We start from the raw sequence: 25887 nt of genomic DNA on the forward strand, positions 1-25887 counted from the left end.
TCAGCCCCAGCCCTTCCAGGCCCCGATGACGAGCATCGTCACCGCGAAGCCCGCCGGCTGGTTGAGCCACAGGAAGGTCCGCCAGCCGCGGTTGGCCTCCTCGCAGGTCTCGTCGTCGACGTGCAGGAAGCGCGCGACGGACGCGACGTAGGCGAGCGGCAGCAGCGCGGCGAGCGTCGCGGGCCACGGCAGCAGCGCCAGCAGCAGGGACGATGCGGCGTAGAGGGCCAGGGACAGCCGCACCGTGGCGCGGGCCCCGATCACCGTCGCGACCGAGCCGATGCCGCCGGCGCGGTCCGCACGGACGTCCTGCACCGCGCCGAAGGCGTGGCTCGCCATGCCCCACAGGATGAAGGCCGTCCACACGGGCCACGTGGTGCGCGCGAGCAGCGGCGTGTCCGCGAGCACGAGCGCATAGAGCAGCGGGCCGCAGAAGTGCAGCGCCGAGGTCAGCGAGTCGAGGAAGGGCCGCTCCTTGAAGCGCAGGCCCGGCACCGAGTACGCGAGCACCCCGGCGAGGACCAGCAGGAGCGTGACGGCCGCGGCGGCGGAGCCCTGGGCGAGCAGCCAGGTCGCGGGCGGGATCACCGTGATCGCGCAGGCCCACAGGATCGCCCGGTGCACGCGGCGGGCCTCGTCGAGGTCGCGGATCACGTCGCCCTCGACGCCGCCCTTGCGCGGGTTGGCGAGGTCGGACTCGTGGTCGAAGACGTCATTGATCCCGTACATCAGCAGGTTGTACGGGACGAGGAAGAACAGCGTGCCGACCACCAGCACCGCGTCGAACGAGTGCGTCGCGAGCAGGTAGCCCGCCGCGAACGGGAACGCGGTGTTGATCCACGAGACGGGGCGCGAGGCCTTGAGCAGGGACCACAGAAGGGCGGGTGGCTGTCCCGTGCGATGCGGATCGGCGGAATCAAGCATGGTGAGTGTCCCGGTCGGGTGCGGTGGGCGGGGTCGGGGCCGGGGTCGGGGCCGGGCCGAGCAGGGTCCACAGCGTCGGGACCAGCATCACCGCGGCCAGCGCGTAGGCGACGTCCTCGACGGGGGCGCCGGCCCATCGCAGGCCCGAGATCAGCTCCTCGTCGTAGCCGACGATGCCCGCGCCGACGATGAGCGGGTCGAAGACCGCGGTGAGCGCGACGATCGCGGCGCCGGTGAGAAGCAGGGGACGATGCGGCAGGCGGCGGAGCAAGGGCAGGCACGCGAGGGCGACGAGCGCGAGCACCGCGACGGAGAGGATCACGTAGGTCATGCGGCCGCGCCTCCGGGGTGGGGCGCGGAGGCGGCCGGGCGCCGGCGGGCCGTGTCGCGCCGGGACAGCGCGCGCCACAGCAGCAGCGTCTGGTAGGTCAGCAGCACGAGGAACAGCGGCTCCTCGAGCGGCACCTCGCGGGCGATGCGGATCCCCGTGAGCCACGTCTCCGAGCCGACGAAGAAGATCCCGAGCCCGACCCCGACCAGGTCCCACACCAGGAAGAACGCGACTCCGAGCGCCACCGTGAGCAGCGCGCGCCGGGGCTGATCGAAGACCGCGAGGCGGAAGCGATGGTCCAGCACCGCCAGACCCGCGAGCGACACGAGCAGCGCGCTCAGGTACGCGAGGTGGCTCATCCCTGCGCCCGCCGGGCGAGGTTGCCGAGCACGCCCTTCTCGCGCGAGCGCGCGAGGAAGCCCGGCGGGGCCGGCGTGGGCAGCGGGGAGGCGTCCACGGCGCCCAGCATGCGCTTGGCGACCAGCTCCGCCGAGACGAGGCACAGCGGCACGCCGATGCCCGGGACCGTCGACGCGCCCGCGTAGAGGAGGTTGGGGACCTTCGAGGAGACGTTGCCGGGGCGCAGCACCGCGGTCTGCGTGAGGGTGTGCTCGAGGCCGAGCGCGCCGCCCTCCCACGCGCCGAAGCGCTGAGCGAAGTCCGCCGGGGTGATGACCTGGAGCACGGTGGAGCGCTCGGCGAGGTCGGGCACGTCCGCCCAGGCGCCCACCTGCGCGAGGTAGCGGCGCCCGAGGGCGACGAGCTCGGCGCGCGAGGCCTCGTCCGCGCCCAGCGACGCGTCGGCGGGGAACGGCACCAGCACGAAGAGCGCGTCCTTGCCCTCGGGGGACAGACCCGCCTCGGTCGCACCGGGCCGCGCCACGTACACGGAGGCGGGCACCGGGGGGAGGGTGCCGCCGCTCAGCGCCGCGAAGTTGGCGTCCCAGTCGCGCGTGAACAGCAGCGTGTGGTGCGCGAGCTCGGGGACCTCGCCGTCGACCTCGGCGAGCACCAGGAGGGTGCTCACGCCGGGAGAGCGACGACGCCAGGACTTCTCGGGGTGGGTGCGCCACCGCTCCGGCACCAGCGCGGTCTCGACGTGGTGGAGGTCGGCGGCCGCGACCACCGCGTCGCCGCGGATCACCTCGCCCGACTCGAGCGTCACCCCTGTCGCGAAGCCCGCATCGTCCACGAGGATCTGCGACACGGGCGCCGACGTGCGCAGCTCGGCGCCCTCCTCGCGCGCGATCCGCGCGATCGCCTCGACCACGGTGTGGACGCCGCCGCGCGGGTAGCGCACGCCGTCGTTGAGGTCGAGGTGGCTCATCAGCGAGAACAGCGCGGGCACGCGGTCGGGCGACGAGCCGAGGAACACCGCGTGGAAGCCGAGCACCTGACGCAGCCGGGGATCGCGCACGCGCGAGGCGATGCGCCGTCCCAGCGACCGCGTCAGCAGCCCCGCGAGGGTCGGGAGCCTGCGCAGCACCGAGCGGTCGGCGACCGTGTGCGGGCGCGCGTAGGTCGTGTAGAGGAAGCGGTCCAACGCCGTGCGGTAGAGCTCGCGGGCATCCTCGGCGTACGCGCGCATCGCCTCGCCCTCGCCGGGCGCGAGCGCGTCGAAGCGGCGCCAGTTCTCCTCGGCGTCCGCGGACACGTCGAGCGCGTCGGCCGCGGACCACGGGTCCTCGCCCTCGAAGAGCACGCGGTACCGCGGATCGAGGTCGACCAGGTCGAGCTCCTCGTCGACGTCGCGGCCCATGAGCGCGAAGTACTGCGCGAAGGCCTCCGGCATGAGGTACCAGGTCGGACCCGCGTCGAACGTGTGGCCGGCGACCTCGACCCGGCCCGCACGGCCGCCGAGCGTGGGGTGACGCTCGACGAGCACCACCTCGGCGCCTCCGCGCGCGAGCAGCCCGGCGGTCGCGAGCCCGGACACTCCCCCTCCGATGACGACGATGCGGGGTCCGGTCATGCGAGCGCCCTTCCGTGACGGCCGGCGAGGTTGCGGACGGCCAGCGCCGCCTTCACCGGGTCGGCGACGCGCACGCGCCGCGCGACCAGCTCGCGGGCCGGCGTCTGCGCGATCTGCTCGAGCAGCCGCGCGTAGATGTCGATGGTGGTGCCCACCGCGGCCCGCGCGCGGCGCGGCAGCGCGTCGAGCACGGACGCGGCGGTGCGCATGTCCTCCCGGCACTCGTCCACCAGCTCCGCGAGGCGGGCGTCGTCGAGGGTCGCGGCGGAGACGCCTGGGAAGTACGCTCGGCCCAGCTCGTGCTCGTCGACCGCGAGATCGCGCAGGAAGTTGATCTTCTGGTACGCCGCGCCGAGGTGGCGCGCGCCGTCCCGCACCTCCGGATCGAGCGGCCGGGGGCCGCGCCCGGTGTTGACGAAGACGGCGAGGCACATCTCCCCCACCACCTCGGCCGAGCCGAGGATGTAGAGCGCGAGGGAGTCCTCGTCGTGCGACGTCTCCACCAGGTCCATCCGCATCGAGGCGAAGAACGGCTCGGTCTGCTCGCGCGTGATGCCCACCTCGCGCGCGGTGAGCGCGAAGGCGTGTGCGACGAGGTCCGCGCTGAAGCCGCGGTCCATCGCGGCGTGCACCTCGGCCTCGAAGCCGTCGAGCAGCGCGCCGGCATCGGGGCCGCGGTAGGTGTCGACCAGCTCGTCGGCGACGCGCACCATCGCGTAGACGTTGCGGATGTGCGCCCGCTGCGCGCGCGGCAGCAGGCGGGTGCCGAGGCCGAAGGACGTCGAGTACCGCGCGATCACGCGCGCCGCGGCGTCACGGGCCGCGTCGTCGTAGAGCGCGAGCGAGGTCTCCTGCGAGTCGTGGTGGCGGCGCCGGTCGCGACGGCTCATGAGGTGCGCTCCTCGAGCCCGTCGATCAGGTCGATGAGGTACCCCGACAGCGGCGCCGGGATGCGCTCGGCGGCGATGGTGCGCGCGGTGCGGGCGTGCCGCCGCGCGACCACGAGGGCGCGCTTCCGGGCGCCCGACTGCATGAGCACCTCGCGCACGCGCGCCGCGCGCTCCTCGTCGAGCTCGGGGTCGCCCACGCACTCCTCGAGCACCGCGCGCCCCGCGGCGTCGGCGCGCTCGTAGCCGAGCCGCAGCAGCTCCGTGCGCTTGCCCGCGCGCAGATCCGACAGCACCGACTTGCCCGTGACCTCCGGGTCGCCGAAGACCCCGAGGTCGTCGTCGACCAGCTGGAAGCTCAGCCCGAGGGACGCGCCCAGCCGCTCGAGGTGCGAGATCATCGTGGGGTCGGCTCCCGCGAGCTGCGCGCCGGCGAGCAGCGGCACCACGCACGAGTAGGTGGCCGTCTTGAGCTCGGCCACGAGCACCGAGTCCGCCTCCTCGGGAGCGATGAGGTCGCCGTACATGTCGAGCAGCTCGCCGGCGATGGTCGCGCGCACCGCGCGCGTCACGAGGTCGATGCACGCGAGGCGGTGGTGCGCGGGCAGGTCGGCCCGCGCGATGAGGTCGTAGGCCGAGGACAGCGCGAGGTCGCCGCCCAGCAGCGCGGCGGTCCGCACATGCGACTCCACTCGCGCCTCCTCGAGCCCCGAGCCCTCGAGCGCCCGGCGCCTCCGGCCGGCCACGTTGAGGCGGCCGCGGCGCACCTCGTCGCCGTCGAGCAGGTCGTCGTGCACCAGCATCGCGGTATGGAGCATCTCCATCGCGGCGGCCACGGGGACGGCCGCGACCGCATCGTCCCCTCCCAGGCCCGCGTAGGCGGCGAGCGTGAGCGACGGGCGGAGGTTCTTCCCGCCCTGCTGCTGCGCTCCGACCGCGCCCCAGAGGTCGCGATAGTCGGCGCCGGCCTGCGGGATCTCCCCCTGCGCGCGAGCGACGTGGGACTCGAGGGCGGTCTGGACCGCGACGCATCCGTCCGCGACGAAGTCGCGGACGCCCTCCACGGTCCTCAGCGGCGTCATCACGCCAGCATAGACAGCGACGCCCCGCAGGGTATTCCCGCGGGGCGTCGTGTCATGCCTGGTCGATCAGCGGCACTGCAGCTGGTCGATGGTGGGGACCTCGGCGTCCGGGTCCGCGGGATCCGGCGTGAAGTCCGGATCCGGGATGGTCACGGTGGTGACCGGGCAACCGACCACGAAGCTCACGACGGTGCCGGGGGCGACCTCGGTCTCGGGGTTTGGGTTCGAGGACTTCACGATGCCGTCGAAGGCCGCGTCCGGGGTGGTGTCCACCGTGACGTCGCCGACGGTGAGGCCCGCGTTCTGGATGTCGGAGCGCGCCGCCGCCTCGGACTTGCCGACGATCGCCGGCACCGCCACGGTCGAGGGCTCCTCGGCCACGATGAGCGACACGGTCGAGCCGCGCTCGACGCGTCCCGCGCCCGGGTCCTGGGACAGGACGGTGCCGGGCTCCTCGTCGGACGTCTCCTCGTAGGACTCGTCGGCGACGAGGTTGAGCTCGCCCAGCTTCTTGCGGGCCTCGGACAGGCTCAGCCCGGTGAGGTCCTCGAGCTCGACCTCGCCCGAGGAGAGGTACAGCGTGACGCCGGAGTCCCGGTCGACGGTCTCGCCGGCGGCCGGCTCGGTGCTGGTGGCGCGGCCCGCGTCGAAGGCCGGGTCGTCCTCGGTGTCGCGCGCGATCACTCTGAGCCCCGCCGCCTCGAGCGCCGCGATGGCGTCCTCCTCGGAGTCGCCGCGGACATCGGGCACGGAGACCGTGTCGGGCCCGCTCGAGAGGTAGACGGTGATCGTCTCGCCGGCCTCGACGTTCCGGCCCGCCTCCGGGTCGGTGCGGGTGACCAGGTCCGTCTCGACGTCCTCGGACGGCTCGGTCTCGAACTGGCCGACGAGGCCCAGGCGGTCGAGCTCGGCTTGAGCCTCGGCGCGCGTCATGTCCGCCAGATCGGTGATCTCGACGCTGGTCTCGGCGCTCGGGCTCGGCTCGGTGATCGGGGCGGCGTCCCTGGTCATCATCCACAGCGCGAGGATGAGCAGGATCGCGGCCGCTGCCGCGGCGCCGAGCACGGACCACTGGATGATCTTCTTGCGCCGCGCGGCGGCGGGGTCCTCGTCCTCGTCCTCGAGCGTCTCGACCGCGCCTGTGGCGGGCTCGAACTGGCCGGGCTCGTCCACGGTCGCCCACGGGCTCGCGCCCGGCATCACCGCGGTCTCGCCGGCCGTGGTCTGCTCGGGCATGACCTCGGTGGCGTCGGAGCCGTCGTCGAGGGCCGCCGCCGCGACGCCGGCCGCGCCGGCGCCCAGCGCCGCCGAGCCGAGCGCGATCGCTCCCGTCGACGGGGCGAGCGGCTCGCCCGACATCACGCTGCGGAGGTCGGCGAGGAAGTCCTGGGCGCTCGCGTAGCGCTCGTCACGGTTCTTGGTGAGCGCGCGCAGCACCACCCGGTCGAGCTCCTCGGGCACGTCGGAGGCGAACTCCGAGGGACGCGGGGCCGCCTCGCGCACGTGCTGGTACGCGACCGAGACCGGGGAGTCGCCGATGAACGGCGGGCGGCCGGTGAGGAGCTCGAACAGCACGCAGCCGGTCGAGTAGAGGTCCGAGCGCGCGTCGACGTTCTCGCCGCGCGCCTGCTCAGGGGACAGGTACTGGGCGGTGCCCACGACGGCCTGCGTCTGGGTCATCGTCTGGCCCGAGTCCGCGAGGGCGCGGGCGATGCCGAAGTCCATCACCTTCACCGCGCCCGTGGGGGTGAGCATGATGTTCGCCGGCTTGATGTCGCGGTGGACCAGTCCCGCGTGGTGCGAGTAGTCGAGCGCGGCGAGCACGCCCGCGGTGATCTCGACTGCCTCGTCGATGGGCGCCGCGACGTCCCCCTTGAGGATCTCGCGGACGGTGTGCCCCTCGACGTACTCCATCACGATGAACGGCACCGCCTGCGGGTTGCCGTCCGCGTTGACGATGCTGTCCTCGCCCGTGTCGTACACGGCGACGATGCTGGGGTGGTTGAGGCCCGCGGCGGCCTGCGCCTCGCGCCGGAACCGGGTCTGGAAGGACGGGTCCCGCGCGAGGTCGGCGCGGAGGATCTTGATGGCGACGGTGCGGCCCAGGCGCGTGTCGTAACCGACGTGCACCTCGGCCATGCCGCCGCGGCCGATGAGGTCGCCGACCTCGTACCGTCCGGCGAGGATCTTCGGCTCTTGGTTCATGAAACGTCCTTCGTGGTCCATCGTGCTCGGGGCCATTCTTCCATCTACCGGGGCCGTGGCCTGCGATGCTCGACATCCGGGCGCGGTCGGTACTCCCGCGGGGCGATGCTCGGAGGCATCGCGCGCCGGGGCGGCTGCGCCGGCTGGGAGAGGTCCACCGGGGCCTGCGCGCCGCCGTCGCGGTCGGTCAGCGTGAGCTCCGCGAGGATGCGGTCGAGCTCGAGCGCCGACGCGGGACGGCGCCGCGGGTTCTTGTCGAGGAGCTGGAGGATCAGAGCGTGCAGCTCGGGCGAGACGCCCGCCGGCAGCGGCGGCACCGGCTCGTTCACCTGAGCGATCGCGATGTCGACCGCGCTCGCCGCGGTGAAGGGCCGCTTGCCCACGACGGCCTCGAAGGCGATGATCCCCAGGGCGTAGAGGTCCGATGCGGCGGTGGCGGGCTTGCCGAGCGCGAGCTCGGGTGCGAGGTACTGCGCGGTGCCCATCACCATGCCGGTCGCGGTGAGGGTGGTCTGGTCGGTGCCGCGGCTCACACCGAAGTCCGTGATCTTGACGAGGTCGCCCTCCTGCACCAGGAGGTTGCCGGGCTTGACGTCACGATGCATGATGCCGGCCTCGTGCGCCACCGCGAGACCGCGGCACGTGTGGCGCATGATCGTCACCAGCCGGGCCTCGTCGAGCGTGCGCTCGCGCTCGAGGATGGTCGACAGCGGCTCGCCCTCGACCAGCTCCATGACGATGTAGGGCGTGCCGTCGTGGTCGCCGAAGTCGAAGACCTGCGCGATGTTCGAGTGGACCAGGCCCGCGGCGTTCTTCGCCTCGTTGCGGAAGCGCTTGAGGAACGTGTCGTTCTCCATGGCGCCGTCCTTGAGCACCTTGATCGCGATCTCGCGGTCGAGCTCGGCGTCGGTGCCGCGCCAGACCTCGCCCATGCCGCCGACCGCGAGCAGCGAGCGCAGCACGTACCGACCGGCGAGCGTGGTCCCCGCGTGGATGCCCATCAGCTGTCCCCTCCGGCCGCGATCGCGGCCTCCATGACGGCCTTCGCGATGGGCGCCGCGACGCGCCCGCCCGTGACCTCGCCGTCGGTGGTGCCGCCGTTCTCGACGAGCACCGCCACCGCGACCACCGGGTCGTCGGCCGGGGCGAAGCCCACGAACCACGCGTGCGGGCGCGCATCGGTGCCCGTCTCGGCGGTGCCGGTCTTGCCTGCGACCTCGACCCCGGAGATCCGTGCCGCGGTGCCGGTGCCGGACTCGACCACCGTGACCATCATGTCGGTGAGCTCGTTCGCGTCGGCGCGCGTCATCGGCTCGGACAGCTGCTCGGGCTCGAAGTCCTCGACCAGGCGCAGGTTCGCGTCGCGCACCGAGTCGACGAGGTAGGGCCGCATGAGCACGCCGTCGTTCGCGATCCCGGCGGCCACCATGGCCATCTGCAGCGGGGTCGCGCGGTCGTCGAACTGACCGAGCGACGCCATCGCCGTCTGCGCGCCGTCGGGATCGTCGGGGAGCACCGAGGGGGTGACCGCGAGGGGGATCGAGAGCTGCTCTCCCCAGCCGAACTCCGCGGCCTTGCTCTCGACGAGGCTCCAGCCGAGCTGCATGCCCAGGTTCGCGAAGGACGTGTTGCAGCTGATCTCGAGCGACTCCGCGAGCGTCTGGCGCTCGTTCGCCGCGCAGGACTTCCCGCCGTAGTTGCTGATGGTGTTCGAGGTCGACGGGAGGTCGAGCTCGTCGGGGGCGTAGAGCTCGGAGTCCGCGTCGTACCCGGCCTCGAGCGCGGCCGCCGCGACGATGAGCTTGAAGGTCGAGCCCGGCGGGTAGAGGTCGCCCGCGATCGCGCGGTTGACCAGCGGGCCGTCCTCCTGCGCGAGGAGCTCCTGGTACGCCGCGTTGACCTCGGAGCTGCTGTGGTTCGCGAGCACCGCCGGGTCGTACGTGGGGCTCGTCACCATCGCGAGCACCTCGCCGGTGCGCGGGTCGAGCGCGACCACGGCGCCCGCATCGTCCCCCAGCGCGCTCGCGGCGGCCTGCTGGACCTCCGCGTCGAGCGTGAGCTCGACGCTCGCGCCGCGCTGCGTCTCCCCGGACACGAGGTCGCTCAGGCGCGTCCAGAAGAGCGAGTCGGCGGTGCCGGAGAGCAGGTCGTTCTCGGTCTGCTCGATCCCGGTGCGCCCGAAGACGGTCGAGTAGTAGCCCGTCGCGGCGGCGTAGAGCGGACCGTCGGAGTAGGTGCGCTGGTAGTTGTACGGGTCGTCGACCGGGGAGGACCACACCACGGACTCGCCGTCGACCACGATGGGCCCGCGGAAGGTGCCGTACTCGCGGTACAGCGTGCGGACGTTGCGCGCGTCGGCGTTGAGGTCGCCGGCGGCGATCACCTGGATGTACGACGCGGCGACCATGAGGGTGAGGAACATCGCGAGGACGACGACCGAGAGGCGCCGGACGGGCTCGTTCACGGGGTCACCTCCTCGGGTCTGCGGGCCTGATCGGACAGGCGCAGCAGCAGCCCGATGACGATCCAGTTGGCGAGCATGGACGAGCCGCCGTACGCGAGGAACGGCGTGGTGAGGCCCGTGAGCGGGATCACGCGCGTGACGCCCCCGACGACGATGAAGACCTGCAGCGCGATCGCGAAGCCCAGGCCCGCGGCGAGCAGCTTCCCGAAGCCGTGGCGGGTGCCGATCGCGGTGCGCATCGCGCGCTGGACGATGATGACGTAGAGCGTGAGGATCGCCATGAGGCCCGTGAGCCCGAGCTCCTCGCCGATCGACGCGACGATGAAGTCGGATTCCGCGTAGGGCACGAGGTCGGGGCGGCCCTCGCCCAGCCCGGTGCCGAACAGCCCGCCCGACGCCATGCCGAACAGCCCGCGGACCAGCTGCTCGCTGGTGCCCGAGCGGTAGACCTCCGCGTCGAGCGCGTGGAGCCACGCGGTGTAGCGGCTCGCGACGTGGCTGAAGAGGGCGCCTGCGAGGACCGCGCCGGTCGCGAACATGCCGAGGCCCACGATCACCCACGACAGCCGCTCCGTCGCGACGTAGAGCATCGCGACGAAGATCCCGAAGAGCAGCAGCGACGTGCCGAGGTCGCGCTCGTAGATCTGGACGAGCATCGCGGCGACCCAGACGAGCGCGAGCGGTCCCATGTCGCGCGGGCGCGGGAAGCGCATGCCCAGCACCTTGGGCCCGGCGAGGGCGAGGGTGTCGCGGTTGGTGACCAGGAAGCCCGCGAAGAAGATGACGAAGGCGATCTTGGCGAACTCGGCGGGCTGCAGGGAGCGGCCGAAGACGGAGATCCAGATGCGCGCGCCGTTGATCTCGGTGCCGAGCCCCGGCACCAGGGGCAGCAGCAGACCGATGAGGCCGAGCACGCCCGCGGTGTACGTGAACCGTCGCAGCAGGCGGTAGTCGCGCAGCAGCAGGATCACCAGCATCGCGAGGGCGACGCCCAGCAGCGTCCACGCGATCTGCACCTCGCCGAAGTCCGTGTCGCGCCCGCGCGCGGCGTACGCGAAGTCCATGCGGCGGATCATCGCCAGGCCGATGCCGTTGAGCCCGAGCACGGCAGGCACCAGGACGGGGTCGGCGAACGGCGCCCACCGCCGGATGGCGAGGTGGATGAGCAGCGCGACCGCGGTCCAGCCGGCCGCGTAGATCGCGAGCTCGTCGAGCTCGAGGAAGTCGGCGTGATAGTCGACGAGTCCGCGCGCGAGGACCGCGAGGCCCACCGCGAGCCCGAGGAGCCCGAGCTCGCTGCGTCGGCCGGTGCGGACCTTGACGTCCGTGACGGTCGCCACTAGTCGCCCGCCTCCAGCTGGAGGACCACGTCCGCCGCATCGTCCAGGCTGCGCACGCGGATCGCGTCGAGCACGCGTTCGCGCTGGTAGGGCGCGAGCTCATCGGTCGGGATGCCGGTCTTCTCCACCACGTGCGAGAGCGAGAGCTCGCCCACCGCCTCGGGGATGCCGCGGTAGATGGTGACGAAGCCCTCGCTGTCGCCGACGTAGTACTGCTGCTGCGACCACCAGTAGCCGCCCCACGCGGCGCCCGCGATCACGGCGAGCGTGACGAGGGGCAGGATCCAGGGGCGGAGGCGCGACCAGCGGTCTCGCGCAGGCTCGTCGTCCTCGTCGGGCTCCTCGCGCGCCGCGAGCCGCGCGGCCTTGCCCGCGGGCGTGTCGCCGCCGGCGGAGGGCTTGCGGCGGTCGCGCGCGGCGGAGCCGACGATCTGCGAGGAGGTGGACGGGCCGACGCCGTCGGGGGCGGCGTCGATGTCGACGATGTCGCCGATGACGCACGTGACGTTGTCGGGGGCGCCGGCGTTGAGCGCGAGGTTGACCAGCGCGTCCGCGCAGTCGCCCGGGTCCTCGACCTCGAGCATCGTGGTGCGGAGCGTGTCCTTGCTCACCACGCCCGACAGGCCGTCCGAGCACAGCAGCCAGCGGTCCCCGTCGCGGGTCTCGCGCACCGAGATGTCGACCGGCACGTCGGCGTCGATGTCGCCGAGCACGCGCAGCAGCATCGAACGCTTGGGGTGGTGCTCCGCATCCGCGGCGGACAGCCGTCCGGTGTCGACGAGGTGCTGCACGAACGAGTGGTCGGTGGTGACCTGCTCGAGCGTGCCGTCGCGCAGCAGGTACGCGCGGGAGTCGCCGATGTGGGCCATCGACAGCGTCGAGCCCGAGCGCAGCAGCGCGGTGACGGTGGTGCCGAGCCCCGAGAGCTCCGGATCGTTCCGTGCGCGCTCGACGATCTGCGCGTGGGCGTCCGAGATGGCCGTCTTGAGCTCGTCGAGCGCATCGTCCGGGCCGTGGGCCTCGCCCTCGAGCGCGGCGAGCCGGGCTATCGCGATCGAGGAGGCGATGTCGCCTCCCGCGGCGCCGCCCATGCCGTCCGCGACGGCGAGCAGATGCGGTCCCGCGAAGCCGGAGTCCTGGTTGTTGGCGCGGACGAGGCCGACGTCGGAGCGCGCGGCGAAGTGGATCCCCAGATACATCAGGCGCGCAGCTCCAGGGCGGTCGCGCCGATCCGGACCACGTCGCCCGCGCGGAACGGCACCGGGTCGGTGACCCGCTGGTTGCCCAGGTACGTGCCGTTCGTGGAGCCCAGGTCCTCGACCATCCAGCGATCCCCCTCGAGGTAGATGCGGCAATGCTTCGCCGAGCAGTAGTCGTCGTCGATCACGAGCGTGCAGGTGCTCGCGCGGCCCACCAGCACGGGCGCGGCGCCGAGCGGGATGGTGGTGCCCTTGAGCGGGCCGCTGGTGACCGCGAGGTGGGCGGCCGACGGCTCGCGCGTCGAGATCGAGCCCGTGCGGATGCCCGTCGCGGCGCGGCTGGGCGAGGCGGTCTTCTCCGCGCGCGCCTCGGCGTCGCGGCGCGACTCCCGCCCGCGTCCGCGGGCCGTGATCCGCGTGCCGTAGAGGTCGGCGCGGAGCACCGCGATCGCCGAGAGCACGAGCGTCCACAGCAGGACCAGGAAGCCCATGCGCAGCAGGGTGATCGACAGCTGGCTCACGTCAGACGTCCTCGTTCCCGGCCACGGCGTCCCAGTACATGATCGAGGTGCGGCCGATGGTGATCGCGTTGCCGTCGAGGAGCGTCGCCTCCCCCACGCGCTGGTCCTCGACGAACGTGCCGTTGGTCGAGCCGAGGTCGGTGAGGATGGTGCCGTGGTCCGTGACCTCGAGCCGGACGTGGCGGCGGCTCACCCCGGTGTCGTCGACCACGATGTCCGCCTCGGTGCCGCGGCCGATGGTGGTCGACTCGCCCGTGAGGTAGTAGCGCACGCCGTCGATGTCGAGCAGCGGGTAGCGCGAGCTCGGGTTGGAGCCCGTCGCCGGGGCGACAGGCCCGCGCGTGGTGCGCGAGACCACCGCGTAGCGGCCGGTCGCGAGCGTCTCGTCCTCCTCGAGCGCCACCTCGACCGCGCCGACGAACGAGTACCGCTGGCGCTCCGCATGCGAGCGGAGCGAGTCGATGAGCTCGTGGCGCAGCGCGTCCTCGCCCCACTGGTCGATGGTCTCCATGTCCGCGGGGGCGAGAGCGATGACGTACTCGTTCGGGGCGACGGTCCGGCCGCGGTCGACCACGGCCGCCCGCGCATCGCACTCGCGCTTCACGGCGGCCGCCAGCTCGACGGGCTTGACCCCGGCCTTGAAGGTGCGCGCGAACGCGTTCTGCATCACGTTCTCGACGCCGCGCTCGAAGCGGTCCAGCACACCCATGCGGGCATCGTAACGTGCCCGCATCCACCGGCCATGAGCCCTGGCCGTGCGCGCGCCGGGCGGTGCTCGGGGGTCAGCCGAGCGGGGCGCGGAGCGGCCACTCGTCCCCGTCGAGCACCATCTGCACCGCGGCGCCGGTCGTCGGATCGATGACGAGGGGCGCGAGCAGGTTGACCGTCGTCGGGTCCTCCTCGCGGCCGGGGTTGACGATCGCGAGCATCACCAGCGCCGCGTCGGGAGACGCGCCGAGCGCCTCGCGCACCTCGGCGGGGACGGCGGGCTCGTACGTCGGGAAGTACGCGTGCGGCGAGGCGGCGAAGAGCCGCACGCCGGCCTCGTCCTCGCTGCGGAGGGTGAACACGAAGCCGGCCTCGTCGATCGCGGCGAGGCGGAAGCGGGTGAGGTCGGCCATGCCGGGCATGCGCTCGACGAAGGTGAGCGTCTCCGGCAGGTCGCGGACGTCGGTCCGCGCGCCGTCGAGGGCGACCGCGACGCTCATCGGAGGTAGTCCAGCAGCGTGGGCTGCAGCACGCGGCTCGCGGCGCCGAGGGCGCCCTGGTAGGCGACCTCCTGCATCTGGAGCTCGAGCACGGCCTGGGCGATGTCGATGTCCTCGACGGTCGAGATGCTCGCGCCGAGGTCCTGGAGCTTGGCGGCGATGAGGTCCTGCGCGTCGGTGATCTGGTTGTAGCGCGCGCCCACCGTCGTGAGGGTCGACAGCATGCTGTCGAGGTGCGCGTCGATGTCGTCGAGCCGGCCGCTGACCGCGTCGCCCGCGCGGATCTCCGCGGCGAGGTCGTCGAGGGTCTGGAACACCGAGGAGGCGCCGACGCCGTAGGCGGCGGTGCCGTCGACGTCGACCCGGACGGTGGTGTCCGCGCTGATCCGACGTGTCACCGCGGTGCTCGCGATGCCGTTCCACGAGTACGGCGTCGCCGAGGAGGAGTCCTCGAAGGCGCTGGAGGCCGCGGACGTGCCGGCGAAGACCGACCTGCCGTTGATCCGGGTGTTCGCGTGGCCCAGAAGCGCGTCGCGCAGTCCCTCGATCTCCGCGGCGATCGCCTCGCGCGAGGTGTCGCTGTGGACACCCGTGCTGGAGGCCTGCACCGTGAGGTCGCGCACGCGGCGCAGCGCGCTCACCGAGCTCTGCAGCGTCGAGTCGATCTGGTTGAGCCAGGAGGCGCCGTCCGCGGCGTTGGTGGCCGCCTGCTCGGCGGCGGCCTTCTCCGCGCGGTACGCCATGGCACGGCCGGCCGCGACCGGGTCGTCCGAGGCGCGGTCGATGCGCTTGCCCGATGACATCTGGCCCTGGAGGTCGGACATCTTCGAGAGGTTGAGCTGCAGGTTGGCCAGCGTGGAGCGATGGACCGTCTGCTGGGTGACGCGGTTGATCACTGCCTACCTCCCGACGATGCCGGTCTTGTTGATGAGCGTGTCGAGCATCTCGTCGATCGCGGTCATGACGCGTGCGGCGGCCTCGTAGGCCGTCTGGTACGCGACCATGTTCGCGACCTCCTCGTCGATGTCGACGCTCGCGTTGGACAGCTGGAGCTGCTCGGCGGTCGCGCGGGTCGCCTCGGCGACGTCGGCCCGGCGCCTCGCCGCCTCGGTGCTCACGCCGAGGTCGACGATGTACGCGGACCAGGTCGCATCCGGGCCGGCAGCGCCTTCGCCGATCTGCGAGATCAGGTCCGCGATCGAGCCGTCGTAGCCGCCCGCGGTCCCCGCGGCCGCCGCGATGGCGTCCGGGTCCGAGAGCGCGACCGTGAGGCCGAGCGCGGCGGGCGCGCCCGCCGTGAAGGCGAAGAAGTCCGTGCCCGCGGTGCCGTCGACCGTGCTGCCGGTCGTGTGGATCGCGTTGACCGCCGTCGCGACGTCCGTCGCGAGCGTGTTGATCGCGTCGATCGCCTGCGAGATCGCGCCGCCGTTCGAGCTGGGCTGAAGAGAGGAGAGCGTGCCCGCGAGCGTGCCTCCCGAGAGCGGCAGCGGGGTGCCGTCCGCCCAGGACAGCGAGACGGCGTCGGCGCCGGCGGGCTCCGCCAGAGCCGCGGTCATGACGCGCGAGCCGCCGAGGGCGATCTCGCTCGCACGGCCGCCCTGGACCAGCGGGTTGCCGCCGACGGAGACGGTCATGGTGCCGTCCGCGAGGGTCGAGGCGGTCGCGCCGACCAGCTCCGAGAGCTGGGTGACGAGCAGGTCGCGCTCGTCCATGAGCTCGTTGGCGGAGGCGCCTGAGGCGAGGATGCCCCGGATCTGCGCGTTGAGGTCGGCGATGCCCGAGGCGGTGGAGTTCACCTGGGACACGAGCGCATCGGCCTCGGTGCGGGCCTGGTCCCACTGCGCGCCGAACGCGCGGTACGTGTCGCCGATCTGAGCCGTGAGGGATGTCGCGGAGCCCAGCAGCGCGGTGCGGATCGCGGCGCTGTCGGGCGAGTTGGCGACGTCCTGCCACGCGTTCCAGAAGGCCTGGAGGCCCGACGCCACGCCGGTGTCGCTCGGCTCCTGGACCAGGGATTCGAGCCGGTCGAGCGCGGTGGCGGTCGACGCGGTGCGGGCGGCGTACGCGGTCTGCGTGCGCAGACGTGCGTCGAGGAACGTGTCCGCGAGGCGGTCGATGCCGATCACCCGCACGCCCGAGCCCGTCTTCGCGCCCGAGGAGAAGATCGACGCCGCCGCGACGGTGCTGATCGCCTCGAGGCTGACGCGCTGGCGCGTGTAGCCCTCGGTGTTCGCGTTGGCGATGTTCTGGCCGGCGGTCTCGAGGGCCTGACGCTGCGCGGTGAGCGAGGACAGCGCCCCGGTGATGCCGGAGAAGGTGCTCATCAGAGGGCCTCGTCGAGGAGGAAGGACGCCGACCCCTTCGCGGCGGTGCCCTTCTGGTCGTAGGTCCCCACGGTCTCCTCGATCCCGACGAGCGCCTCGCGGGTCGCCTGCAGCGAGACCGCGAGCAGCTCGCGGTTGCTCTCGCCGAGCGCGGCGATCTGCGCCGCGAGCGTGGACAGCGCGGCGTGGTGCGCGCCGAGCAGCTCGTCCCACGGCGCGGGGGCGGCGATGGCCAGCTCGCGCAGGCCGGGGTCGCCGTCGAGCCCGATCGAGCGGGCGGCCGCCTCGGCCTCCGCTGCGCGCCCGAGGTCCGCGTCGCGGATCTGCGAGAGCACCAGCTCGACCTCGCGCGCTGCCCGTCCGAGCCACCGGCTGCGGCCTGCCGCGATGATGAGCTCCTCGGTCTCCAGCTTGAACAGCAGGGTCTCCAGAAGCTCGCGCTCGCGCCACAGCACGGTGGACAGCTCATCGAAAGACATGACGGTCCTCGGTATCCCTTCACGCGTCATCTTCATCGTCGCCGGGCGAGCATCGCCGCACCGGTCACATCAGACCTATCGGCCTTTGTCCCGACATTGTGACGGTTCCGCACCCGACGGGGAAGGACGGGCCCGACACGCAACGAATGTGACGCGCGACACTGGTGTGGACTTCCTCACTTCGGGGCCGCGACGCAAATGCCGCCACAACTGGACAATAACGGCGTACATCCAACGATGGATGCGGACGAATCGGACACCGTTCTCCCAGGTGAGAGCCCTTATCGGCACTCGGTGCAGCGATGTGAGGGGCTGACATCGTCATTCCCGGAACGTGGCCTGCCAGGATGCTCGCCATGAACACCGATCACAGCGCCTCCAACGCTCTCGTCGAGGCGAATCTCGCCCTCGTCGGGTACAGCGTCAACGAGGTCATGGCGCGCGTCCCGGCGCACGTCTCGCGCGCCGATCTCAGCTCCGCGGGCGCCGTCGCCCTGGTCCGGGCGGCGCGTTCCTACGACGAGTCGAAGGGCGTGCCGTTCGCCCGCTACGCGTCCATGCGGATCCGTGGCGCGCTGATCGACGAGCTCCGCTCGATGGACTGGGTCTCGCGCGGCGCCCGCCAGCGCGCCCGCCAGGTGACCGAGGCGGCGGAGCGGCTCACCGCGACGCTGGGCCGCGAGCCGAGCCGTGCGGAGATCGCCTCGACGCTCGGGGTCCCGCTCGCCGAGGTGCACGCCGCGCACGCCGACAGCGAGGCGCGCATGCTGTCGATCGAGGCTTTCGACGGCGCGATCTCGGACTCCGTGGTCGACTCGAGCGTCGGTCCCCTCGACGCGGTGGTCGGCGCCGAGCGCATCGAGTATCTGCGCGCCGGCGTCGAGTGCCTCCCGGAGAAGCTGCGCTACGTGATCGAGCAGCTGTTCATGCACGACCGCCCGGTGGTCGAGCTCGCCGAGGAGCTCGGGGTCACCCGCTCGCGCATCAGCCAGCTCCGTACGGAGGCGCTGTCGCTCCTCAAGGACGGCCTCGAGGCGAACCTCGAGAGGGACGCGGTCCCCGCGGTCGACCCGCACGAGGGGGTGGCCGAGCGGCGACGCCAGGCGTACTTCGCGTCGATCGCGGCGCGCACCGCGACCCACGCCGGCGTGCTGGCCGCCGCGCCCGCCGTGGCGCGGCCCGCCCGCACCCGCGCGGCCTCCTGAGGCGCCGGGTGACCGTGCGCATTGGCTCCGTGCCCACCCCCGCGACCGGCGAGCTGCGCGCCGTCAGCGTCTCGCCCGAGGCCGACGGGGCGACCGTCGAGGGCTGCGTCGCGGCCACCGCCGCGAGCGTCGCGGCTCAGAGGATGGCGGCGAGCACCGCCGCCGCCGTGCTCACCGCGCGCCGGGACGGCGATCAGGCCTGATCCTCCCGTGCGGCAATGTCGCCCCTGGTGAGATGCGGTTCCCGCGCGCAATGCGGCGCATGGAGCAGCAGCGAAAGCCGTTCGCGAATCCCTCAACACCCCTCCCGCGCCGCCGATCAGGCAGATGTTCGCCCATGGAGGGGCGGCATTCATGATCACGACTTAGGAGGAGAACCACGATGGGTCTCACGGTCAACAACAACGTTGCGGCGCTCAACGCGTACCGCAACCTCTCGAACACCCAGAACGACCTCGGCAAGTCGCTCGAGAAGCTGTCGTCGGGTCTCCGCATCAACCGTGCGGCGGACGACGCGGCCGGCCTGGCGATCTCCGAGGGCCTGCGTTCGCAGATCGGCGGCCTCACCGTCGCCGCCCGCAACGCGCAGGACGGCATCTCGGTCGTGCAGACCGCTGAAGGTGCGCTGACCGAGGTCCACTCGATCCTCCAGCGTCTTCGCGACCTGGGCGTGCAGGCGGCGAACGACTCGAACAACGTCGATGCGCGCGATGCGATCGCGACTGAGGCGAACAGCCTGGTCGAGGAGCTCGGTCGCATCGCCGACTCGACCAACTTCAACGGCACCGACCTGCTGAACGGTTCGGCCGGCATCCTGAACTTCCAGGTGGGTGCGGGCTCGGGCGCCGACAGCCAGATCGCGGTGGACCTCTCGTCGGCGAACATCGCCGACGTTGCGACGGCGCTCGGTGCCGGAACCCCGGGGTCGACTGGCGCGTCTTTCAACGTTGCGACCGGATCGCTTGCCGCTGGCGCGTACTCGTTCACGTCGACCAAGACCGGCCAGACGACCGATGTCACGGTGTCGCTCGCCTCGGCGCCGACGTCGGTGCAGGACCTCGCGGACCAGCTGGCTGCGGACGCGAACTTCTCGGCCAACTTCACGGTGAGCGTTGTGAAGGACGCGGACGGCATCGCCACCGGCATCTCGGTCGAGTCGCTCGATGGCGGCACTGTTTCCACGGCCGACCCGGGCGCTGGCATCACTGGTGGAGCCGCCGGCGCCACCCTCGGTAGCCTCGACTTCTCGAGCTCTGCGCTCGCGCAGCAGTCGATCAAGTCCATCGATGAGCAGATCAAGAATGTCTCTGAGGCCCGCGCCAACCTCGGTGCGTACCAGAACCGCCTCGAGCACACCATCAAGAACGTCAACGTGGCGATCGAGAACCTCACGGCGTCGGAGTCGCGCATCCGCGACACCGACATGGCGTCGGAGATGGTCAACTACACCTCGGCCAACATCCTGTCGCAGGCCGGCACCGCCATGCTCGCGCAGGCGAAGTCGCTGCCGCAGGGCGTGCTGCAGCTGCTGCAGGGCTGATAACCCCGGCGGCGTCCTGACGCTCGCGCCAGGACGCCGCCACCCCTTCGCGCCGTGGAGGGTCCCCGCCTCGGGAGACCCTCCGCGGCGCGAAGCCGCAAGAAGAACAGACCGACGAAGGAGCGACAGTGGCCACCTTGGGAGTCGACGGCATCGCGTCCGGTCTCGACACCAGCTCGATCATCTCCGCGCTCATGCAGATCGAGGCCGGGCCGCAGACGCTGCTGTCGCGGAAGAAGTCCACGGCGCAGAGCGTCGTCTCCTCGCTCCAGTCGATCAACACCAAGATCAAGGCGCTCGCCGATGCGGCCGCGACTGCGGCCAAGGCCTCGACCTGGACCACCTTCAAGGCCACCTCGAGCTCGAGCGCAGCGACCGCCACCGCCTCGACCTCCGCGGCCGCCGGCTCGCTGACGTTCTCCGTCGACGCGGTCGCCAAGACGCAGGTCTCGCTCTCCGCCTCCGTCGCCTCCGGCGCGGACCTCACCGCGGAGAACCCGCCGACCCTCACCGTGAAGAGCGCCGACGGCACGTACGCCTCGGTGACCGCGGACTCGAACTCCCTCGCCGACATCGCGAAGGCGATCAACGACGGCGACCTGGGGATCACCGCGACGGTGGTCTCGACGGGCTCCGGCACCTCGCGCCTCCAGCTCACCGGCACCACCACCGGCACCGACGGCGCCTTCGAGCTCTACGTGGGGGACGAGGCGGCCGTGACCGGCGGCACCGCGACCCGCCTCGACTCGTCCGTCACGCGCGCGGCCTCCGACGCGCAGATCACGCTGTGGAAGGGCACCTCGGAGGAGCAGACCTTCACCCAGTCCTCCAACACGTTCACCGGGCTCATGAGCGGCGTCGACGTCACCGTCTCCGCGGTCGAGGAGGACGTCACCGTCTCCGTCGCGGTGGATGCGTCCGCCGGCAAGACCCAGGTGAGCGGGCTCGTCACCAAGATGACCGCGATCCTCGACGCGATCGACGCCGGCACCAAGGCCTCGTCGACCACCAACGACGACGGCACCACGTCCGTCACCGGGGGCATCCTCTCGGGCGACGCGCTCGTGCGGAACATGCGCGCCAAGCTCTCCGAGGCGATGACGTACCCGATCGACGGCGTCTCGCTCTCGGAGTACGGCATCGAGGTCGACCGCTACGGCGACATCTCGTTCGACGGCGACGCCTTCGCCGCCGCGCTCGCGGAGGACCCGGACGGGGTCGCCGAGGCGATGCAGACCCTCGCGGCACGCGTCGAGGACGCGGCGGACCTCTACTCCGACTCGTACGAAGGTCTGCTCACCCAGAGCCTCACGACCCGTCAGACCGAGATCGAGTCGCTCGCGAGCCAGATCTCCAACTGGGACACGCGCCTCGCCGCACGCCAGGAGGCGCTCTACGCGAAGTTCACCGCGATGGAGGTCACGCTGTCCTCCCTCAACGCGCAGATGGACTACATCACCTCGGCGCTCGACAGCCTGCCGAGCATCAGCTCGAGCAGCAAGTAACGGAGGGGCAGGATGCAGGGATACGCCGCCGCACGGAACCGCTACCTCAAGGACGCGGTCACCACCGCGACACCCGGCGCGCTGCTCGTCATGCTCTACGACCGCCTCGCGCTCGACCTCGAGCGCGCGGAGCTCGCGATCGGTGCGGGCGACCGCGCCGAGGCGAGCGCACAGCTGCTGCACGCCCAGCAGATCGTCGCGGAGCTCACCAGCACCCTCGACGTCGAAGCATGGGACGGCGCGCCGCGGCTCATGGCGCTCTACGTGTACGTGTCCGGCCTGCTCATCGAGGCGAACATCGGCCAGGACGCCGAGAAGGTCGGCGAGTGCCGACGGATCGTCGAGCCCCTGCGCGACACGTGGCGCCAGGTGGCCCAGGGCGCCGTCGCAGCCGCCGCCGATCACCTGGCGATGACCGGCGTCGCATGAGCGCTGAGCCGGAGGCCTGGCACGATGCCTGGGTCGCCACGCTCGGGGAGCTCGAGCTGACGCTCGAGCAGGCGGAGGCCATGCTCGCCGCCGACCACGTTCCTTCCGCCGAGGCCGGTGGCGCATGGACGCCTCCCGTGGGCATCGGCGCCATCCCGGCACCCCTGGTCGACCGTGCGCGCGCGCTCCTGGCGCGGCAGGTCGAGGTCTCGCGCAGGCTCGCCACCGCGGCGGCGGAGTCGCGCCGCCACGATCGCGCGATCGCGCGCCTCGCGGGGGGGCCACCCGCGCCGCCGGTGTACATCGACGTCCCTGCTTAGGGCGCGCGTTGCGCGAGTGACGCACATCACTCCGGGAACCCTCACGCGCTGACGGGCGCGTCCGATGGGGACGGAGAGCACGGAACGCTCACCCCTCGGCCACGGATCGGCCACCTGCGAGTCCTGAGAAGGGTGACCCGTGTTCGGATCCGTCAGCTTCGAGGCGATGAGCAGCGCGCTGGACGCGCTGTCGCTGCGTCAGCGCACCATCGCCGACAACATCGCCAACATCCAGACGCCCGGCTACACGGCGCGCAAGGTGGTCTTCGAGGACGCGCTCGCCGCCGCGGTGGCCGACGGGAACGGGACCGTCGAGGCGACGATGGCCCGGTCGCTCGAGCCGACCCGCGAGGACGGCAACAACGTCAACCTCGACACCGAGACGCTGTCGAACATCGACACCGGGCTGCGCTACCAGCTCGCCACCCGAGCCCTCGACGGCAAGTTCACCGCGATCCGCACCGCGATGGGGAACGCCTGATGGGCACCTTCGCGGCGCTGGGGATCGCCGGCTCGGGCATGACCGTGTACCGCAAGTGGCTCGACGCCGTCGCGGACAACATGGCGAACATCAACACGGCCACGTCGACGTCGGAGGACGCCTTCCAGGCGCGCTACGTGGTCGCGGCGGCCAACGACAACCTCGGTGGCGAGTCCGGAGGCGTCCACGTCGCGGGCGCCGTGTTCGGCTCGGCCGAGGGTCGCCTGGTCTACGAGCCCACCAACGCGCTTGCGGACGAGGACGGGTACGTGCGCTACCCCGACATCGACGCGAGCAGCCAGATGAGCCAGCTCATCATGGCCCAGCGCGGCTACCAGGCGAACGCCGCCGTGGTCGACCGCGCCCGCGACATGTACTCCACCGCGCTCACGATCGGGAAGAGCTGATGTCCATCACCCCTGTCTCCGCGGTCACCTCCGCGTCCCTGTCCGCCGCCACGGCCGCCTCGACCGCATCGTCCGCCGAGACCGATGCGGCCTTCGCGTCGCAGCTCGCGTCGGCCGTCGACGGCATCCAGGGCCTGCAGTCGACCAGCAGCGAGCTCGCGATCCGCGCGGTCACCGGCGACCTGTCCGACATGCATGACTACACGATCGCCGCGACCGAGGCCGCGGTCGCGCTCGAGCTCGCCTCGGCGCTGCGCAACAAGGCCGTCGAGGCCGTCACCGAGGTCATGAGGATCCAGGTCTGATGCCCGCGCAGGTCACGCAGGAATGGAACAGGCTGCGCGCGTACGCCGGACAGATGTCCGTCGCGCAGAAGGTCTTCGCGAGCCTGCTCGCCGGGCTGCTCGTGGTCGGGCTCGTGGCGCTCGCGCAGTACACCACCAGGCCGACCATGTCGCCGCTGTTCACCAACCTCGCGGCGGACGATGCCGCGGCGATCGTCGAGCAGCTCGACGCGAGCGGGGTGCCCTACGAGCTCACCGCCGGCGGCGGCACCATCCTCGTGCCGCAGGCGCAGCTCTACGCGACGCGCCTCGCGGTGGCCTCGGCGGGGCTGCCGAACGGCACCGCCACCGGCTACGCGCTGCTCGACGGCATGTCGATGACCAGCTCCGACTTCCAGCAGCAGGTCACCTACCAGCGCGCCCTCGAGGGCGAGCTCGCCACCACGATCGGCGCGATGGACGGCGTCACCACCGCCTCCGTCAAGCTCGCTCTCCCGCAGGACACCGTCTTCGTGGACGAGCGTGAGGACCCGACCGCGTCGGTGTTCATCGCCACCGAGGCCGGCCGCTCGCTCGACACGGCGAGCGTCCAGGCCATCGTCCACCTGGTCTCCGCCTCGATCGAGGGCATGGAGACCGAGGACGTCGCCGTGATCGACGCGGACGGCGTGGTGCTGTCCACCGTGGGCGGCGGCTCGACCGCCCTCGAGCAGGGCGGCCAGACGGCGGACTACGAGAACCGCGTGGCCGCGAGCGTCCAGGCCATGCTCGACCGCGTGGTCGGCAGCGGCAACGCGATCGTCTCGGTGACCGCCGAGCTCGACTACGACACCCGCTCGACCACCTCCGAGACCTTCGACTCGAACCCCGACGCGGCGCCGCTGTCCGAGTCCTCCTCCGTCGAGGAGTACTCCGGCGACGGCGGCACCACCGCCGCCGGCGTGCTGGGCCCCGACAACATCTCCGTGCCCGAGGGCGAGGAGAGCGAGGGGGCCTACCGCAAGGAGGACACGGTCACCAACAACGCGGTCGACAAGACCATCGAGGTGACCGAGACCGCGCCCGGCTCGGTCCGCCGCCAGTCGGTCTCCGTGGTCGCGGACGAGCAGGCCGCGGGCGCGATCGACCTCGACGACCTCACGGCGATGGTCGCGGCCGCCGCCGGCATCGACGAGACGCGCGGCGACGTGGTCTCGGTCGCGACGATGAGCTTCGACTCGACCGCCGCCGAGGCCGCGACCGTGGCGCTCGAGGAGGCCGCCGAGGCTGACACCGCCGCCGCGACCCGCGCGATGTACGTGTCGATCGCCAAGTGGGGAGCGCTGCTCCTGTCGGTGATCCTCGTCGTGGTGGTCGCGCTCGTGAAGAGCCGCCGCCGCGGAGACGACCTCGAGGAGCGGGTCGCGCTCAGCGTCGAGGCCGTCGAGGAGCTCGAGGCGCGCGCCCAGGCCGCGCTCGAGGCCCGGACCCAGGCGCTGATCGACCAGGCCGGCGTGGTCGCCGACCAGGCGGAGCTCGCGCTCGAGGCCGCGCCGGTGCCCACCATGGACGCGGTCGCGCTCGCGATCCGCGATGAGATCGCGACGTTCGCCTCGCAGCAGCCGGCCGACGTGGCCGAGGTGCTGCGCGGCTGGATCGGCTCGGGGAGGAACGCATGACCGCGGCGATGCTGACGGGCACCCAGAAGGCGGCGCTCGTGCTCATCCAGATGGGCCGCGAGGCCGCGTCCGGCGTGATGCAGCAGCTCTCCGAGCAGGAGATCGAGCAGGTGACCGCCGAGATCACGCGCCTGCGGACGGTGGACGAGGAGACCGTCGCCGAGGTGCTCGAGGAGTTCCAGCGCACCGCGCAGCGGTCGCTGTCCGTCGCCAGCGGCGGCTACTCGTACGCCAAGCGCCTGCTCGAGGAGACCCTGGGCCGCGAGAAGGCCGCCGAGGTCCTCGAGCGCCTGCAGTCGCGGGTCCAGGTGCAGCCCTTCGAGTTCCTCATGCACGCCGATGCGCGCCAGGTGGTCTCGCTGCTGAGCGGCGAGCACCCCCAGACCATCGCGCTGGTGCTCGCGCACCTGCGTCCCGAGCACGCCTCCGCGATCATGGCCGGCTTCACCCCCGAGACCCAGACCATCGTCGCGCGCCGCATCGCGCTCATGGAGGGCGCGTCGCCGGACGTCGTGTCGCTCATCGCGGACCAGCTCAAGCTCAAGGCCACCAACCTCATCACCTCGCAGGAGCTGACCTCCGTCGGCGGCGTGCAGCCCCTGGTCGAGATCATCAACCGCGCCGATGCGGCGACGGAGAAGCTCATCCTCGAGGGCCTGTCCTCGCAGGATCCCGAGCTCGCGGACCAGATCCGTCAGCTGATGTTCGTGTTCGCGGACATCACGCTGCTCGAGGACCGCGCGATCCAGCTGGTGATGCGCGCGGTCGAGACCGCGACGCTCGCGACGGCCCTCAAGGGCGCGGACGACTCGGTGCGGGACAAGATCCTGCGCAACATGTCCGAGCGCGCCCGCGAGAACCTGCTCGAGGAGATCGACGCGCTCGGCCCCGTCCGCATCTCGCTGGTCGAGGAGGCGCGCTCGCGCGTGGTCCAGGTGATCCGCGGGCTCGAGGAGCGCGGCGAGATCATGATCAGCCGCGACGGCGAGGACGAGTATGTCGCCTGAGTCGAAGGTGTCGCCGTTCGTGCCCGCGACCATCGCGCCGCAGCGGCCGGAGGCGGGCGGCGAGTCGCACGCGGCCGGCTTCGCGGCCGGCTGGGCGGCGGGCGCCCGCGCGGCC

Annotated in this window: 28 protein-coding genes; 11 read left to right on the forward strand and 17 right to left on the reverse strand. The window is 72.1% G+C overall.

Annotated features, from left to right (window positions below):
• The 17 genes from TR42_RS08395 to TR42_RS08475 all read right to left on the reverse strand — a co-directional run bounded on the left by TR42_RS08395 (nt 1) and on the right by TR42_RS08475 (nt 16936).
• Nucleotides 1-924, reverse strand: coding sequence for a prenyltransferase (locus TR42_RS08395; RefSeq protein WP_042214834.1), 924 nt, complete (start codon nt 922-924; stop codon nt 1-3).
• Nucleotides 917-1255, reverse strand: a complete 339-nt coding sequence (locus TR42_RS08400; protein WP_042214835.1) for a lycopene cyclase domain-containing protein — start codon at nt 1253-1255, stop codon at nt 917-919. Before TR42_RS08400 ends, TR42_RS08395 begins: the two co-directional genes overlap by 8 nt.
• Nucleotides 1252-1614 carry a lycopene cyclase domain-containing protein gene (locus TR42_RS08405; RefSeq protein ID WP_042214837.1) on the reverse strand — a complete coding sequence of 121 codons (363 nt, stop codon included), beginning with the start codon at nt 1612-1614 and terminating at the stop codon, nt 1252-1254. The genes TR42_RS08400 and TR42_RS08405 overlap by 4 nt, the downstream gene beginning before the upstream one ends.
• Complete coding sequence (gene crtI / locus TR42_RS08410; RefSeq protein WP_042214838.1) at nt 1611-3227, reverse strand: phytoene desaturase family protein; 1617 nt, start codon at nt 3225-3227, stop codon at nt 1611-1613. Before crtI ends, TR42_RS08405 begins: the two co-directional genes overlap by 4 nt.
• Nucleotides 3224-4117 (reverse strand): phytoene/squalene synthase family protein, encoded by an 894-nt coding sequence (locus TR42_RS08415; protein ID WP_042214840.1) that lies wholly within the window; start codon nt 4115-4117, stop codon nt 3224-3226. The genes crtI and TR42_RS08415 overlap by 4 nt, the downstream gene beginning before the upstream one ends.
• Entirely contained in the window at nt 4114-5196 is a 1083-nt protein-coding gene (locus TR42_RS08420) for a polyprenyl synthetase family protein (protein ID WP_052405847.1), read from the reverse strand. Before TR42_RS08420 ends, TR42_RS08415 begins: the two co-directional genes overlap by 4 nt.
• 66 nt (nt 5197-5262) lie before the next feature.
• On the reverse strand, nt 5263-7401 hold the full coding sequence (gene pknB / locus TR42_RS08425; protein ID WP_042214841.1) for a Stk1 family PASTA domain-containing Ser/Thr kinase: 2139 nt from the start codon (nt 7399-7401) through the stop codon (nt 5263-5265).
• A gap of 44 nt (nt 7402-7445) precedes the next feature.
• Nucleotides 7446-8402 (reverse strand): serine/threonine-protein kinase, encoded by a 957-nt coding sequence (locus tag TR42_RS08430; RefSeq protein WP_052405850.1) that lies wholly within the window; start codon nt 8400-8402, stop codon nt 7446-7448.
• Nucleotides 8402-9865 carry a peptidoglycan D,D-transpeptidase FtsI family protein gene (locus TR42_RS08435; protein WP_042214842.1) on the reverse strand — a complete coding sequence of 488 codons (1464 nt, stop codon included), beginning with the start codon at nt 9863-9865 and terminating at the stop codon, nt 8402-8404. Before TR42_RS08435 ends, TR42_RS08430 begins: the two co-directional genes overlap by 1 nt.
• Nucleotides 9862-11205 carry an FtsW/RodA/SpoVE family cell cycle protein gene (locus TR42_RS08440; protein ID WP_052405853.1) on the reverse strand — a complete coding sequence of 448 codons (1344 nt, stop codon included), beginning with the start codon at nt 11203-11205 and terminating at the stop codon, nt 9862-9864. Before TR42_RS08440 ends, TR42_RS08435 begins: the two co-directional genes overlap by 4 nt.
• A complete protein-coding gene (locus TR42_RS08445) occupies nt 11205-12404 on the reverse strand; it encodes a PP2C family protein-serine/threonine phosphatase (RefSeq protein ID WP_042214844.1) in 1200 nt (399 codons plus the stop codon). The genes TR42_RS08440 and TR42_RS08445 overlap by 1 nt, the downstream gene beginning before the upstream one ends.
• Nucleotides 12404-12925: an FHA domain-containing protein FhaB/FipA gene (locus tag TR42_RS08450; protein ID WP_042214845.1), complete on the reverse strand. Its 522-nt coding sequence runs from the start codon at nt 12923-12925 to the stop codon at nt 12404-12406. The genes TR42_RS08445 and TR42_RS08450 overlap by 1 nt, the downstream gene beginning before the upstream one ends.
• A 1-nt stretch (nt 12926) precedes the next feature.
• Nucleotides 12927-13634: an FHA domain-containing protein gene (locus tag TR42_RS08455; protein WP_042214847.1), complete on the reverse strand. Its 708-nt coding sequence runs from the start codon at nt 13632-13634 to the stop codon at nt 12927-12929.
• Nucleotides 13635-13707: 73 nt separating this feature from the next.
• Nucleotides 13708-14133, reverse strand: coding sequence for a flagellar assembly protein FliW (locus TR42_RS08460; RefSeq protein ID WP_052405855.1), 426 nt, complete (start codon nt 14131-14133; stop codon nt 13708-13710).
• Nucleotides 14130-15029: a flagellar hook-associated protein FlgL gene (gene flgL, locus TR42_RS08465; RefSeq protein ID WP_042214849.1), complete on the reverse strand. Its 900-nt coding sequence runs from the start codon at nt 15027-15029 to the stop codon at nt 14130-14132. Before flgL ends, TR42_RS08460 begins: the two co-directional genes overlap by 4 nt.
• A gap of 3 nt (nt 15030-15032) precedes the next feature.
• Nucleotides 15033-16457, reverse strand: a complete 1425-nt coding sequence (flgK, locus tag TR42_RS08470) for a flagellar hook-associated protein FlgK (RefSeq protein ID WP_042214851.1) — start codon at nt 16455-16457, stop codon at nt 15033-15035.
• Complete coding sequence (locus TR42_RS08475; protein ID WP_042214852.1) at nt 16457-16936, reverse strand: flagellar protein FlgN; 480 nt, start codon at nt 16934-16936, stop codon at nt 16457-16459. The genes flgK and TR42_RS08475 overlap by 1 nt, the downstream gene beginning before the upstream one ends.
• A 356-nt stretch (nt 16937-17292) precedes the next feature.
• On the opposite strand from TR42_RS08475, the gene TR42_RS08480 reads away from it, so the two are divergent.
• The 11 genes from TR42_RS08480 (at nt 17293) to fliG (ending at nt 25772) form a co-directional block, all read left to right on the forward strand.
• The gene (locus TR42_RS08480; protein ID WP_042214854.1) at nt 17293-18141 is read left to right on the forward strand and encodes a sigma-70 family RNA polymerase sigma factor; all 849 of its coding nucleotides are present in this window, start codon (nt 17293-17295) and stop codon (nt 18139-18141) included.
• Nucleotides 18142-18149: 8 nt separating this feature from the next.
• Nucleotides 18150-18344, forward strand: a complete 195-nt coding sequence (locus tag TR42_RS08485; protein ID WP_042214856.1) for a hypothetical protein — start codon at nt 18150-18152, stop codon at nt 18342-18344.
• 179 nt (nt 18345-18523) lie between these two features.
• Entirely contained in the window at nt 18524-19681 is a 1158-nt protein-coding gene (locus tag TR42_RS08490) for a flagellin N-terminal helical domain-containing protein (RefSeq protein ID WP_042214857.1), read from the forward strand.
• A 128-nt stretch (nt 19682-19809) separates the two neighbouring features.
• Complete coding sequence (fliD, locus tag TR42_RS08495) at nt 19810-21186, forward strand: flagellar filament capping protein FliD (protein ID WP_052405857.1); 1377 nt, start codon at nt 19810-19812, stop codon at nt 21184-21186.
• A gap of 12 nt (nt 21187-21198) precedes the next feature.
• Nucleotides 21199-21615, forward strand: coding sequence for a flagellar export chaperone FliS (gene fliS, locus TR42_RS08500; RefSeq protein ID WP_042214859.1), 417 nt, complete (start codon nt 21199-21201; stop codon nt 21613-21615).
• Nucleotides 21612-21935 carry a hypothetical protein gene (locus tag TR42_RS08505; protein ID WP_042214861.1) on the forward strand — a complete coding sequence of 108 codons (324 nt, stop codon included), beginning with the start codon at nt 21612-21614 and terminating at the stop codon, nt 21933-21935. The genes fliS and TR42_RS08505 overlap by 4 nt, the downstream gene beginning before the upstream one ends.
• 139 nt (nt 21936-22074) lie before the next feature.
• A complete protein-coding gene (locus tag TR42_RS08510) occupies nt 22075-22416 on the forward strand; it encodes a flagellar basal body rod protein FlgB (protein WP_042214862.1) in 342 nt (113 codons plus the stop codon).
• Nucleotides 22416-22823, forward strand: a complete 408-nt coding sequence (locus TR42_RS08515; RefSeq protein WP_042214864.1) for a flagellar basal body rod protein FlgC — start codon at nt 22416-22418, stop codon at nt 22821-22823. Before TR42_RS08510 ends, TR42_RS08515 begins: the two co-directional genes overlap by 1 nt.
• On the forward strand, nt 22823-23128 hold the full coding sequence (gene fliE / locus TR42_RS08520) for a flagellar hook-basal body complex protein FliE (protein WP_042214866.1): 306 nt from the start codon (nt 22823-22825) through the stop codon (nt 23126-23128). The genes TR42_RS08515 and fliE overlap by 1 nt, the downstream gene beginning before the upstream one ends.
• On the forward strand, nt 23128-24765 hold the full coding sequence (gene fliF, locus TR42_RS08525; protein WP_042214867.1) for a flagellar basal-body MS-ring/collar protein FliF: 1638 nt from the start codon (nt 23128-23130) through the stop codon (nt 24763-24765). The genes fliE and fliF overlap by 1 nt, the downstream gene beginning before the upstream one ends.
• Nucleotides 24762-25772 (forward strand): flagellar motor switch protein FliG, encoded by a 1011-nt coding sequence (fliG, locus tag TR42_RS08530; protein WP_042214870.1) that lies wholly within the window; start codon nt 24762-24764, stop codon nt 25770-25772. Before fliF ends, fliG begins: the two co-directional genes overlap by 4 nt.
• Nucleotides 25773-25887 lie beyond the last annotated feature (115 nt).

This window comes from Demequina mangrovi (genome assembly GCF_000759715.1).
Lineage (GTDB): Bacteria > Actinomycetota > Actinomycetes > Actinomycetales > Demequinaceae > Demequina > Demequina mangrovi.